We start from the raw sequence: 15,348 nt of genomic DNA, 5'->3' as shown, positions 1-15,348 counted from the left end.
TATATGGCTGTGTTGTTTATCTTACAATCATCACGTAACCTTTAAGCGTCCTGTCGGTGCCATCGCATAACCTCACGCGCGCTACATAGTAGTAAGTGCCTTCCGCTAAGTTATCACCGGTCCAGTTATTTTTGTATGATTTTGCTTTAAATACTTCGGTACCCCACCTGTTCAGGATAGTAATGTCGTTATCCGGGAATCTTTCGAGGCTGGAGATAACCCAGGTATCGTGGTTGCCATCGTTGTTCGGTGAGAACACATTCGGGAATTCGATCAGGGTCTCGGCCTTCGATTTGTCTGACTTTATAGTTGAAGGTACTGTGCCGCAGGTTCCGTTATCAGCTACCACACTTATAGTTCCGTCCCATTTACCGGCGTTTACCATAATAATGTTGGTCCCCTCGCCGGCAATTATAGTCCAGCCGTCCGGCAGCGTCCAGGTATATGAGGTAGCTCCCACTACAGGGTCCACCATGTATTTCAATCCATCGCATGGCGAGCTCAGGTCTTTTATCTCACCAATCGAGCCCATTTCTACAGCCCGTACCTGAATTTTGGTGGTTGCACTGGAGCCACAACCGTTGTTGGCCATTACCTCCACTGTACCGCTCAACGGACCTGCCATAACCGTGATGTGGTTTGTGCCCTGCCCCGTTATGATCTGCCAGGTTGCCGGTACTATCCAGGTGTAAGATGAGGCCTCCGGAATGGCAGCCACGCTGTAAACCACATTGCGCCCGATGCATGCTTCGTTAGGACCTGTTATAGTTGCCGGCTTTAATGGTGTGTTTGCTACCGGGTTTACATTTAGTGTGGTAAAGGTGCTCTGGCTACAGGCGTTTACTGCTTTTACTTTTATAGTGCCCGGAGCGCTGGTTACGCCAACCGTTATTGTTGTAGATCCCTGTCCGGCTATCAGCGTCCAGCCAAGCGGCACTTCCCATGCATAGCCCGTCGCGCCCGGCACGGCATCTATACTATAAATAGTGGTTGGTATCGAGCTGCAGGCATCCATGTTACCGGCTATCGGGCCCGGTGCGGCCAGTGGCGCAGCTGTGCTTACTGCCAATGCGCTGTTAGCTCCTTTACCGCAGGCATTTTCTGCAGCTACTTTTATCTCCCCGCCATTGGCACCGGCATTTACAGTGATGCTTGTAGTACCCTGACCAGAAACAATAGTCCAGCCTTGCGGCACAGCCCAGGTATAAGCTGTTGCGCCACTTACCTGTGTTATGCTGTAAACCAGTCCGGTAGTTGTGTTACAAAGCGCAGTTGGCCCGGCAATGTTTCCTGCCACAGGTGCGCTGCTTGTTATGGTTATGGTTTTAGTTGATGATGAGCTGCTGCTTCCGCAATCGTTGGTGGCTGTTACTGTAACTTGGCCTGTGGTAGTTCCGGCCTTCACATCAATCGTTGTCGTTCCCTGCCCTGCTGTTATAGTCCAGCCCTGCGGCACCGACCAGGTATAGCTTACCGCGCCGCTTACAGGTGCAATGCTATACTTTTGTGTGCTGCCCGAACAGGCGCTTGCGTTGCCGGTTATAGCGCCCGGGGTAGCCGGTACCGTTGTGTTTACCTCCACCTGTTTGGTTACTGTTACAGCACCGCAATCGTTAGAGGCTGTCAGTTTTATAGTTCCGGATGTAGCACCTGCCTTTACGGTTACCTGTGTGGTGCCCTGCCCCGAAACAATAGCCCAGCCAGCCGGTACTTCCCAACTATAACCCGACACGTTTGTGCCTGCTGGTACGGTAAAGGTTATATTGCCTGTCGTACACGTAGTAGTATTGCCGCTTATGCCGGTTATACCAGAGATGGCTCCGGTTATAGGGCTTACTGCTAATGTTGATGCAGGGCCGGTACCACAACCGTTTGTAGCTGTTACGCTGATGTTGCCTGCTGTTGTTCCTGTTTTTACTACAATGCTGTTATTGTTCTGCGATACGATGCTCCAGCCGGTTGGCACAGCCCAGGTATAGCTGGTGGCGCCTGCTACAACCGGCACAGTATAAGTTTGGTCTTTGCCCACGCAGGCAGCTGTAGTTCCGGTTATAGTTCCCGGTTTGGCTGGAATCGATTGTGTTACAACTGCCGCTATCTGCGCAGCACTTGTGTTGCCGCAGGCATTCTTCGCGATAACCGAAATGGTTGTTCCGGTGTTGCCCGAATTTACCGTGATGCTTGTAGTGCCCTGCCCCGAAACAATAGTCCAGCCTGGTGCGCTCCAGGTATAGGATGTTGCCCCCTGAACGGCAGCAATGCTATAGGTTATACTTGCCTGGCCTCCGCAAACAGTAGCCGGACCGGTAATAGCTCCCGGAGTGGCCGGTATATCTGTAGATACTTTTACGGCCATAGTTTTGGCTGCACTGGTACCGCAATCGTTGGTAGCTGTTACCGAGATGTTCCCGTTAGTAGTGCCTGCATTTACTTTAATGGAAGTAGTACCCTGTCCGCTTACAATTACCCAGCCGCTTGGCACCGACCAGGTATAGCTTGTCACGCCCGTGATGGCTGCTACACTATAGGTAAGATCAGTCTGTGCTTTACAAACCTCATCGGGACCGGTTATAGTTGCTGGTGCAGTTGGCAAGGTTACCTGTGGCTGCACATTTAACGTAGTAGCTGGTCCGTCGCCGCAACCGCCTTTTGCTTTTACTGATATGGTGCCTGGTTCTGAGCTTACTTTTACAGTTATACTTGTTGTGCCCTGGCCGCTTATAATAGACCAGCCTGCCGGCACTGCCCAGGTATAGCCCTGCGCACCCGCCACCGGGTCGATCGAATAGGTAGCTGTCTGAGTAGCGCAACCATAAGGTGTTCCTTTTATAGCTGTAGGTGCTGCCGGAAGGGTGTTGGTTATCTGTACTGCTTTGGTGCTGCTGCTGGCATTGCCGCAGGCATTTTTAGCGATTACAGTTATAGTTGTGTTAGCTGTGCCTGCTGCTACGGTTATAGTTGTCGTGCCCTGGCCGCTTACAATTGTCCAGCCTGGGCCGGTCCATTCGTAGGAGGTGGCACCTGCAACTGCAGCTATACTATAAGTTAAGTTTGATTGGTTTGAACATGCCGTTGCTACTCCGTTTATAGTGCCCGGGTTAGCTGGTACTGCCGTTGATACAGTTACTGGTTTGGTCTGGGCGTTGCTCGTGCCGCAATCGTTGGTAGCGGTTACACTTACATTTCCGTTTGTTGTGCCTGCTGTAACCGTTATAGTTGTAGTGCCCTGTCCTCCGGTTATTGTCCAGCCGGTTGGTACTGCCCAGGTATATGTGGTAACACCTGCTATAGGAGCCACACTATAAGTTAAACCGGTTTGGCTCTTGCACACTTCTGCAGGGCCTGTTATAGTTGCAGGAGTTGCAGGCAAAGTTACCTGAGGTTGTACGGTAAGTGTTGTCGCAGGGCCTTCGCCGCACGGGCCTTTTGCTTTTACCGAAATCGTACCTGATCCTGAGCCTACTTTTACGTTGATGCTGGTGGTACCCTGTCCTGAAACAATTGTCCAACCATTTGGTATAGCCCATGTGTAACTTTCAGCTCCTGCTACCGCATCAATTGTATAGGTAGCCGTTTGTGTGGTGCAACCGTAAGGTGTTCCTTTTATAGCAGTTGGCGCTGCCGGAACTGCTGTAGTTACCTGTACTGGCTTTGTAGTGCTGCTTGTGTTGCCGCAGGCATTCTTGGCAGTTACGGTTATAGTTGTGTTGGTTGTTGCCGCATTTACGGTTATAGTTGTCGTACCCTGACCAGAAACAATAGTCCAGCCCGGAACACTCCAGGTATAAGAGGTTGCCCCTGCAACGGCAGCGATACTATAGGTTACACCTGCCTGGTTGCCGCAAACCGTTGCAAGCCCTGAGATAGGGCCCGGTGTGGCAGGAGCTTCTGTAGATACTTTTACGGGTAAGGTAGTGGCTGAGCTGGTGCCGCAATCGTTAGTTGCTGTTACCGATATGTTACCGTTAGTTGTGCCTGCTGTTACTTTTATAATTGTAGTGCCTTGCCCACTCACAATTACCCAGCCTGTTGGCACCGACCAGGTATAGCTTGTTACGCCTGTAATAGCAGCAACACTATAGGTTAGGTCAGTCTGGCTCTTACAAACTTCGGCAGGTCCTGTAATGGCAGCTGGTGCAGTTGGTAAGGTTACTTGCGGCTGCACGTTCAGAGTGCGGGCCGGGCCTTCGCCGCAGGTGCCTTTTGCTTTTACTGAGATCGTACCTGCGCCAGAACCTACTTTTACGGTTATAGTTGTTGTGCCCTGCCCTGAAACGATAGACCAACCTGCTGGTACTGCCCATGTATAACTTTGTGCACCCGCTACCGGGTCAATAGTATAGGTAGCTGTTTGGGTGGCACAACCGTATGGCGTACCTTTTATAGCTGACGGAGCCGCAGGAGGCCCGCTGGTTACCTGTACATCTTTGGAGCTGCTTCCGTTAGAGCCGCAATCGTTTAAAGCTACTACTGTTATTTTGCCATTACCGGTACCGGCCGTAACCGTTATAGTTGGCGTGTTCTGCCCAGAAACAATTGTCCAGCCGGTTGGCACCGACCAGTTATAGCCTTTTGCATTTGGTACGGCATCTATACTATACACATTGCCCGCTGTGCTGGCACAAACCACATCCGGACCTTTAATTGCGTCCGGAGCCAGCGGAGGATTCTCGACAGGAGTTACTGTTAATTTCTGTGCTGTGCTTTCGCCGCAGTCGTTAATTGCTTTTACAGTAATGTCTCCGGCCTGTGCAGTTGGCTTTACGGTTATAGTTGATGTGCCTTGTCCGCTAAGGATGGTCCAACCAGTGGGCACCGTCCAGGTATAACTGCTGGCATTGGCTACTTTACCAATACTATAGGTGGCGGTTGCTACGGTAGCACAAACGGCAGAAGGGCCACTAATGGCCCCGGGTGTATTTGGCACTTTAAGCACCGGTGTTACATCTAAAAAGCTTGGTTGTCCGTCGCCGCACATATTATAGGCTGCTACGCTAAGGCGTTTTGTGGTGGCGTCGCCGTCTGTAGTTACGGTTATCGATGTGCCGTTATCGCTTACCATGGTCCAGCCGGCAGGCAGGGTCCAGTGGTAGCCAATGGCTCCTGCTACAGGGGCTATACTATAGGTGGTAGCTTTACCAGAGCAAAGTTCCAGCGTACCATTTATAGGGCCTGGCTTTGGCGGTACATCCTGCACTACCTCTACGGTAAGCCTGCTGGGTGGGCTAGCACCACAAATATTGTTAACTGTTACCGATATGGACCCAGATGTATTTCCAACTTTTACTGTTATCTCAGATGAGTTTCTGTTTCCGGCTGTTATTACCCAATCCGATGGAACGGTCCAGGTATAGGTGGCACCGGCTATCTGCTTAATGTTATAGGTGTTGGTACTGCCGGCACAGGCGGCTACAGGGCCTTGTATCTGCCCGGCATCCGAAAGCACCACGCACAGGTCTGCATCCGATTTATTGTTGTTCAGGTTTTCGTCTACGGTAGTGCCTGCTATAGTTGCGGTGTTCACAATATAGCCAGCCATAGTAGCGCGGGCCGTTATAGTCAGCGACTGCACCTCGCCCACTTTAAGCTGATCTATTATCCAGAGGCCGAAAGAAGGGTCGTAGTATGTGCCGGTTTTGGTGGTTGTAGACGAAACGTAGCTTAAGCCCGCAGGCAGCACATCGCGTATCATCACGCCCTCGTCATCTATCGGGCCCAGGTTCCTGGCTTCAATTTTATAGGTAACCAGGTCACCGACAGCATATTTCTGGGAAGGAGAATCGGCTACTTTGGTTTTTATAATGCTAAGGTCGGTTGGCAACGACAGAATGCTGTTGCTCAGATTTACGGTATTTTTAATGCTCATTACCCGGCCAAGCACCGCGGCATCATCCTGTAGCGTAATGTTGTTGTTGGCAACTATATTGCCCTTCATGTAAGCACCCTGCCCGATAACGGCATCTTCGGCAACCAGCCAAAGCACGTTGTTTACTTTTGCCCCGTTTATAAGCGCAATGGTGATATTCGCGTTTACCTGCAGGCTTTTACTTACTTGAAATATGAATGTAGCATTTGGGTCGTAATTGGCGTCCAGCACGACGGAGCCAGTGATAGTGCCTGCCGCATTAAATTTATAAACGCCTGCTGTAAAAGTCTCGTTGCCGATGGTGGCCGGAAGCACCCTGGTGGCTGCTCGCTGGAAATAAGTAGTATAAGCTGCGGAAAGATCTGAAAGTGCGTTAAGTGCTACTGCGTCGTTGATGTGCTGCTGGCCTTTTATACTTCCGGCTGCAAAACCGGAGATAACTGCCCCGGTACCAACACCCACATTGCCCTGAACTATAGTGCTGCCTTTGTTTATTACCTTCTGACTGGCCAACAAATTAAACGCAGCAGCAGAACCCAGGGAAAGCCCCTGCGCCATAGCACTGGCAAATACACTGAAGAAGACCACCGTAAACAGCAGTAACTTCTTTACTAAGCTCCCCATTTAGTAAAAAGTAAATGTTTTACAATAGGACTGATTAAGTTTGTAGATAGATTGTATTTTAACAGCACCCGCCTAAGCCACTTTATAGTTGTTACACAGGCAGTTTACTACAGATAAGTAAGTCAATACAGTGCAACAGTTTCTTTCGCCAAATGCTAGTTGTCAGAAAGTTACATCCAATTTTCAAATATCGTTCACACGCTTGCAATTATGTTGAATAAATACAAATTATAGTATTCATTATAATATAAACACCACATAGGCAAGGTACATAGATGTACACTAATATAAGAAAATTATAAATACAGCCTAACATTCTGATAAAGAATGTTATAAAAATCTTAAAATTTGTAGCCGGAGATAGAGAAGAAAACGGTGCAATTACGCAGCTATAGTTGGGGACAGGAACCGGAAATAAAAAGGCGCAACTTACGCTGCGCCTCCTTAGCTTTTTATTTGTAATATACAGACATTGCTACCATATCCATTGCGGACAAAGTATACCCCTGTCGTTAAGCAGTTTAAACCCAATGACCACTTCGTGTGTGCCTGCGCTAACTTTATTTAGGTTTGAGGTGGTGGCATCGTAAGAGTACGACACATCAATCAACGGGCTGACATAAACTCCTACCATCCCAATTATAGCATCGTTATGGCGGTACGCGGCCCCTATCCAGAACCGTTCATCGTAAATAGTGCGCAAACTTACATCTACCGACGTAGGACTCGGGTCGGCCAGTTTCACCATTACAGAAGGTATCACATCCAGGGTAGAGGTAGGTTCGAAACGGTAGCTGGCTGTGGCAAAATAATGGCGTTGCAGGTCCATGGCGGCACGTTCCTCTTCGGCAGCACTAAAGCTGCCTACATTCTCCAAAAGTTGCGCCCCGGCCACGCCCACCGAAAAATTGCGGGAATAAAGCCAAAGCCCCAGGTTCAGGTCTAATATGTTGTTGTTTAGCGTTCCGCCTCCTACCAAAGGGTCGTTACCTTTTCCATTCCCAAACTCCAGGTCGTTGGCATTTATAGCATTGCGGATAATACCCACCGAAGCTCCCCCCGAAAGATTGATAACATTGGTAAGCGGCAGATGATAGGCATAGGCAAAGTTAACACCTGTGCGGCGCAGCGGCCCGGTTTTGTCGGTATGGAAGGTGGCGCCTATACCGTGGTGGGCAAGGGCCCGGTGGTACTGTGTACTGCCCATGCCTTTATTAAGGGGCGTATGTGCTGTAAGGTAATACGTAACCGGGGCACCATCTAAGCCAACCCACTGCCGCCTGTTGCTCACGCGTATATCGGCGTAATCTTCTATACCTGTAATGGCGGGGTTAAGTATAAAATTGTTGAGCATGTACTGGCTATACTGTGGCCGCTGCTGTGCAAAAGCTGCCTGCACACAAACCACCCAAAAAAGTATCAGCAGGTATAGGTATGGCCTTTTCATAGTTATCGGATAATGGTAACGTTGCCCGAGATAGGTTTCTCTGACTTGTTAAGGTAAATCATGTAGTAGTAAGTTGCCACCGGCAGGTCTTCGCCGTTCAGAGTGCCATCCCAGGGGGTACCGTAGCCATTGGAAGTAAACACGATATTGCCCCAGCGGTTAAATATCTCTACACGCACATCCGGGTAATTCTCGATGTTCTGGATCTCCCAGACTTCGTTCACGTTGTCGCGGTTCGGGGTAAAGGCGTTGGGTACAACTATAGCCGGAATAACAGTTATAGTTACTTCATCGGTAGCGGTACAGCCTTCTTCAGTACTCACTGTTACACGGTAGGTGGTGGTCTCGTTCGGTCTGGCCACTGGGTTGGCCACATTCGGATTGCTTAAACTCTCAGCCGGCTCCCAAACATAGGTATCGCCACCTGTTGCCCGCAGCTCCACGGTTTTGCCTTGTATAATTGTTACATCCTGGCCTGCATCTGCTACCGGCTCTACAATACGCACAGCTACTGTGGTGCGGGTTGCGCTGGAGCAACCATTGGTATTAACAGCCTCCACATAATAGGTGGTTGGCTGCGTTAAGTTCGGAGTCCGGAACACAGGTCCCTCAAAGACCGGCTCTCCACCGGTAGCATCGGCAAACCATTGATATATTCCTCCGTTCGGGTTCTGAATAGATAAGGTAGCCGAGCCTCCGGGGCAGGTTGTGGCATCTTTCACGGTAAGTATAGGTGGCGATGGCCGCGGGTTTACGGTGATAAGTACAGGCTCTGAAGTTGTTTTACACCCTTGCGAATCTACTACTCTCCTGAACCACGTATTTTGTGTAAGCGCCTGTGGCGTATAGTTTATACCGGTATTCGTGCCGGCCGCCGACCCAAAACCGGAATCAGGACCAGAAATGCTGCTTTGCCACAGATATGTATAAGTGCCACTGCCCCCGTTAGGCGTAGTACCTGTTAACGCTGCCGGCACGTCGCCGGCGCAGATGGTTTGTGGCGCCCCAATACTGTTGTTGGTTACAGCCTGGTTAACGGTTATAAGTATGGCTTCACTTACATCGGCTTCGCAGCCTTGCGAGGTTACTGTTCTCCGGAACCAAGTATTTACTTTTAAGTTGCCCGGTGTGTAGCTTTGCCCGTTGTTGGTACCTGCAGCCGGCGAGAAACCACCGGTAGCACTGGTAATGCTGCTTTCCCAGAGGTAAGTATACGGCCCCGAACCGCCCGTTGGCGCAGAACCTGTAAGCGGGGTCGGCGTACTGCCCGCGCAGATGGTTTGTGCAGAGGCAATGGTATTGTTATCTAATGGTGGCACAATGTCGATCATCACAGGCTCTGAGAAAACCACACAACCCGCCGACGTTACTACCCGCCTGAACCAGGAAGCTTGTGTTAGTACACCCGGGCTATAGTTCTCGCTGGTATTATTGCCAGGTGCTGGCACAAAGCCTGTTCCTGGGCCTTCGGTACTTACCTCCCATCTGAACTCATATACAGCACCATCGCCGCCCGTTACACGCGTGCCTACCAAAGTAGCCGGTTGTTGACCTTCGCAAATATCCTGCGCTGCCGAAATAGTATTATTCTGAATCTTTGGCACTGCGTTTACCAACACGGCATTACTGGTATCTGGGGAACAGCTGGCTACCGTTATCAGTCTTCTGAACCAGGTGCGCTGGATTAACGGTTGTGGTGTATAGTTTACATCGTTGTTTACACCCGCTGCCGGCACAAATCCGCCATCCGGACCAGAGGTGCTGCTTAGCCAAGTATAGATGTAGCCGCCGCCAGTACCGCCGGTAGGAGTGCTGCCGGTTAAGGGCGCAGGCGCATCGCCCTGGCAAAGGCTCTGGTCGCCTTGTATGGTGTTGTTGGCAAGCGGCGGCACTACGGTTACTTTTACCGGCACGCGCTCACTCGGGCAGTCGTTATCGCCTATTGTTTCTACCGTAAAATCGGTGGTTTGGGTAATGCCCGTGGTCGTATAGCTTGGCCCTGTAGAGAGCAAGGTTCCTGCAGCATCGTAAAAGTTATAGTTGCCGCCCGGGCCGGTTGGCTCCAGCGTAACAGAGTCGCCGCTACAAACGGTAATATCCTGTATAGTTGGGGCTTCGGGGATTGGCAATATCGTTATCCGCTGCACTACCGGGAAAGTACCTGCCAGTTCTTCAGAAGAGCCGCATTCGTTCTCGACGGTGAGCGTGACCTCGTGCACGCCTTCTTCAGTAAAGCGTATGGTCTGGTTTTGCCCGCTGAGCGTGCGGGTGCCGCCTGTGGGGCCTACCACTGTCCAGACGGCTGTTTTTATTTTGCCCAGGTTCGGGTCTACAAATACGTTACCTGTACCCGGAATAGCACCTGTTGTATACTTAAAGTCTATCGGCCCGCAGGAGGTTGTATCAGGAGGAAGCTGCACCTGTGGCCAGCCCACAACCACCGATTGAGAAGTGGTATCATCGTCGCAGCCATTTTCAACTATAAGTTCTATCTGGTAAATACCGCTTTCAGTAAATAACAGCGAGAGGGTATCCTGATCGAGGCCACCAAACTCTATGGTAAAGCCTGTACTCGGCTGCACAGTCCATTTGTAGGTAAGGTTGCCACCGGTAGAGCTATCACCCAGCGCAACTATAACCGGCAAACAGGACGATGGTGTTGCTGCAGGCTGCTTACTGAGCGTAAAATTGGCTTTCGGTTCTTTGCTTACATTGTAGTTCTGCTCAAATACAAACTCGCAGCCGTTGCTGGCAACAGCGCGTATAGTTATCGGGTAGTCGCCAACTTTTGTATAAGGGTTGGGATTTTTGATCGGGAATTCGTTGCGGGTATACTGTACATCCGGGCCCCCATCGCCCCAGTTCACTATATAAGTTCGGATATCAGATAAGTAAGGTTCTACGGTTTTATTTTCGATGTAAGCGAAGACCTTAATTTCGTCATCTTCTATAGTATCGGGCAAACAGGTCTGAAAATCGGAGCTATCTGCAAAAGCTGCTTCGGGCATACGGGCTACACGCACCTGCTGCGTTACGGTATCGGACTGGCAGCCCTGCGCGCTGGTCGCAATTACTTTTACATTATAGTTTGCAAAGTTTATTCCTTTATCGGTGTAGGTGTGGCCTACCGAATCGCCTTTTGCCGAACCACCATCTCCAAAAATCCAGGTATAAAAAATGTCGGGCTGCGGTGCATTTACCTGAAACGCAAGCGGTGTACCGGCACATTGTGTTGTAGTTGGGGTTACTAAAAAGCTGGGATTAGCCGGCCTAGGACTTACTGTTACCTGAAATGGTGTAGACGTTGCAGCCTGGCAAGTCGCACCTGACACCCGCACGGTATAATCCCCGGCTATACTTACCGAAATGGTAGCATTGGTTTGGCCTGCTAGGGGCGCACCGTTTAAAAACCACTGGAAAGAAGAAAGCTGGTTTGATGATACAGCCCGTAAGGTAACAGACTCGCCCTGGCAGAGTGAGGATGAACCTTCTGCATCTATAGTTACCTGGCATGCGGGCTGGGTCTGGGCAACAGCGGTTTTCGAAAACAGCAGGCACAGTAAAAGCAGGGGCCAGTAAATGTGCGTTAATAAAGGTAAGCGCATCAAGTCAGGTTTAAAAGGGTGAACTCCCAGCTATGCCACTGCGCTGCAATGGCCAGCTACCATTAGGTATATCTCTCCGGGTACGTGGTTAGTAGCTACGGAGCCATCTCGTTTGCTGCACAAAGCAGTTTAAAAGTATAGCTTCAGTATCAGATGGAGGCCTTATACCCGGCACCAGTTTTAGCTGCCGGCAATACGCACACCACCGAACCTACCTCTAATGCAAAATGCCCTAAAAGGTTGCACAACAGCTTTGATATTTACAAAACGTACTTAAAAAACGCCAAAAAAGGGTAAGCAAGTATAAAAAGTCTGGCGTACAGCATATAAACGCAAAAAGGCCCTGCAGGTTAGCTGCAGGGCCTTCGGTAAGTATAAATTATTATGGTTATTTTGTCAGAAGCACTTTACGCACCAACCTGATCTTTTTAGCCTGCAACTGCACCAGGTATAAACCAGCCGGAAGCTTGCTCAGATCTACCTCAAGTTTGTCGTTTAGCACGGCCATTGAAGTGCGGTAAACAACACTACCCAACAGGTTGGTGATAACAATTTCTGCGTGCTGCAACTGTTCTTCTGTCGTGATGCTGAATTTGCCGCGAGCCGGGTTTGGCGCTACCACTACACCTGCTGCTATTTCATCTTCTATAGCTGTTGGCTGTAAAGTTGCCGCAAACACATCAGATACAACCGACGCACAGTTACCTGCACCCACCACACTTACTGTATAGTTGCCGGCTTCAGTTATAGTTATAGTTTGCGTTTTGGCATCTGCTATAGTTATACCGTCTTTTTTCCACTCATACGTTGTGCCGGTAGTGCTTGCTGTAAGCTGGTTACCTGTCTGCGTGATAACCGCTTTGGCAGGCACTTCATTTATAGTTACCGCATAGGCTGTAGTTTTGCTTTCGCCGCAATTGTTGGCTACGTTAAGTGTCACATTACCAGAGTTACCGGTTGCCTTTACGGTTATAGTTGCTGTTCCGGCACCAGCTACGATCGTCCAGTTTGCAGGTACTGACCATGTATAGTTGGTTACGCCTCCCTGAACTGCTGATGTGTAAGTTATAGTTTCGCCGGCACAAGCAGTAGTTGGGCCTGTTAGTGCTACAGCTACCGGACCACCTACAGTTACCTTTACTTTTGTGCGAGTGCTTGCAATACCTTCTGGATTTACCGCTTCTACGTAATAAGATCTTGTTGCTGTAAGCTGGCCTGTATAATAAACACCTCCTCTGCCTACCGCAATATTTGATGTTTCCGATTGGTACCAGTTGTAAACCATTACAGGATCCAGATTAGAAACTTCTAACGTAGCAGACTGGCCAGAGCAGATTGCGACATCAGCAACCACCGGTGCTGCAAGTGCCTGTACGGTAAGGGTTACCTGGGCAGTAGATGCGCAACCGTTTTTAGTTGCTGTAACGGTGTATACATAGGTGCCTGGCGTGGTTAATGTAAGTGTTGGGTTTGCTGCTGTAGCATCAGACAAACCTGCCACAGGAGACCAACTATAACTATAACCTTCCTTTGCTTCGGCACCTATCGTTACCGACTGGCCCGTATAAAATGTTTTGCTCTCACCTGCATGGCCTTCCAAAGCAAACTCATCGCAGTCAGTTGGGGTAGTTGCAGCAGCGCTTAACAAGGCTATATCATCCACATTCCAAATCTCTTTATCGCTGTTTGCTTTAATTACAAGCTTTGCTTTTACTGAGGTAGTACCGTTTGGTATAGTTACACGAAGTATGGACGGCGCCTTATCAACAGGAAGTGCACCTGTTTCTGAGAAAATCTTTTCGACAGGCGTGCCGGCTGCTGTAGTTATAGTTGCCGTACCGTTCATGCCATACTGTATGTTGTTTGATGTGGTAGTACCGGTAATCTTAATCTCAGGAGTTGCGCTGTAATCTGCACCGTTCAGGGCTACATATACTTCAAACAAATCTGAATTCTCGATACCGTTACCTGAGGTAGTTGCTACAGATGAGTTATAAAGTTGCAGGTACACATCCTGCTTACCTGTAACATTTACGTCGCTTAGTTCTAACGTGTGGGCTGTAGCTGCTGCGGTAATCTGTAAGCTTTTTCCACTTCTTAAACGCTGCCCATCCGGGTAACCAGTGTTTAAAGCTGATATTTTGGTGTCGTCGAAACCAGATGTAACTACCCAGCCATCGTTAGCCGTTCCGTTAAAATCCTGCATCACCAACACATTGCCATCGCCTACAGGTGTGCTGCTGGCTGCTGTAGTTGTAACTGCTAATGTTTGTGCGGCGGCTGTTTCGTACTGGTTGCCATTAGAGCAGCTTTCGTATACCTTCACAAAGTATAAACTGCCAGCCTGCAAACCTGTAATGGCCACATTATTGCCTGTGCCGCTGTATACCAGTTTGCTGCCATCAGCTAAAGACGCTGCCAAGCTATAGTTTGCCGAAGCGCTGTTGTAAGTCGTACCCGCTACAGGCACAAATGCCGGAGCTTCATCTTTACGGATCACTACTATTCTGCCATCGCCGGAGCCATTGGTCCAGTTAAGGGTAAAACCGTTTTGTGCAATGTTAGCTGATGCAAGTGCTGTAGCAGCAGTTGGTGTACCTGTGCAGGCGTAATCCGGAGTGGTTGCATTTATAGTTGGCGCACTGGTTGTATTATAGGTATTGCCTGTTGCACACGACTCAAAAGCCTGCACATAATAGGTAGTGTTTGCTTTAAGGCCGGTTATAGTTACGCTGTTGCCGCTGTTATAATAAACGATACGCTGGCCGTTGCCCTGGTCTGTGGCAGCCGTAAAATCGGAATTAATACCGTTATAAGATCCGGTTGGCGTAAAGTTTACCGCGCTGCCTTCTTTCACAACTATAAGTCTTCTGTCGCCGGAGCCGTTTGCCCAGTTTAAAGTTATAGTTGATGTAGTTTTCTGAGAAACGCTAAGGTTGCTGATCTGGGTGGCAGGAGAGCAGTTTACTGGTGCCAGCCCCCAGGCTTTGGCTACCAGTTCCGGGTAATCGATATATGGGTTACGGTTACCTTGCGCTATCTCTACACGGCGGTTACGCTCGCGTTCGCGGTCATCAACAGGGTCTTTAATATGCCACTGGTAAAGGGTATTTATATCTGCCACTGCCGAGATCACCCCTTTGCCGCTGTCAAAACTCTGGCCGGCGTGCATGGTGTAGAAATAAAATACCGAACGGGCCAGGTTGCCTTTGTGGTCTTCGCGGGGCTCAAACTGGGTATTGGTATCTTCGCTATACTCATCTATGTTAGAAGTCGGAATTGTACTCTGTGAGCTTGTACCACGCATCCACTTTGTGGTCTGGTTGTCAGGTATTTCAGCAAACGGATCGCTGCCACGGTCGCTGTTCCATTGTATTACAGTCGGGAAGAGGTGATGTATATCGGAGCGCATGCGCACCACTTCGTTAAACCACGACTGCGGCACCGTATGCTCACAGTTAATGTTGGCCATACTCGTAGATGTATTGCTTTCGCTGTAAGGCTTTGCTTCCTGATAGCCAGAGTAAACGCAGGTTACCTTGCTATCATAGTTATCTACATAGTTATACATTTTGCCACGTGCTGCATCGTAACTTAACACAACACGTTTGCCATCATACCAGTTGGTACGCAGCCAGGCTTTTAATTCTTCTCCCGAAAGGTTGGAGGGTGGGGCCGTTTGTGCTACAAGCTGTAGCGTAGCAGACAGCAAAATACTGAAAGCGAGTAAAATTCTCTTCATGAAAAGTAACTAAGGGTTGATGCCGCAAAGGTACTTTATTAAAGAAGATTTATCACATCGTCAG

At 49.5% G+C, this 15,348-nt stretch carries 4 protein-coding genes; all 4 read right to left on the bottom strand.

Features of this window, described 5'->3' with window-relative positions; translation table 11 throughout:
* Positions 1 to 16 precede the first annotated feature (16 nt).
* On the bottom strand, positions 17 to 6,490 hold the full coding sequence (locus GWO68_RS03435; protein WP_162345007.1) for an ice-binding family protein: 6,474 nt from the start codon (positions 6,488 to 6,490) through the stop codon (positions 17 to 19).
* Between the two features lie 475 nt (positions 6,491 to 6,965).
* The gene (locus tag GWO68_RS03430) at positions 6,966 to 7,937 is read right to left on the bottom strand and encodes a PorP/SprF family type IX secretion system membrane protein (protein WP_162345006.1); all 972 of its coding nucleotides are present in this window, start codon (positions 7,935 to 7,937) and stop codon (positions 6,966 to 6,968) included.
* A gap of 2 nt (positions 7,938 to 7,939) precedes the next feature.
* A complete protein-coding gene (locus GWO68_RS03425; protein WP_162345005.1) occupies positions 7,940 to 11,542 on the bottom strand; it encodes an Ig-like domain-containing protein in 3,603 nt (1,200 codons plus the stop codon).
* Between the two features lie 388 nt (positions 11,543 to 11,930).
* Positions 11,931 to 15,284 (bottom strand): endonuclease, encoded by a 3,354-nt coding sequence (locus GWO68_RS03415; RefSeq protein WP_162345003.1) that lies wholly within the window; start codon positions 15,282 to 15,284, stop codon positions 11,931 to 11,933.
* Positions 15,285 to 15,348 lie beyond the last annotated feature (64 nt).

Source organism: Pontibacter fetidus, assembly GCF_010119545.1.
GTDB lineage: Bacteria > Bacteroidota > Bacteroidia > Cytophagales > Hymenobacteraceae > Pontibacter > Pontibacter fetidus.
Note: the sequence above shows the minus strand (reverse complement) of the source record. Positions and strands in the feature narration are given on the sequence as shown.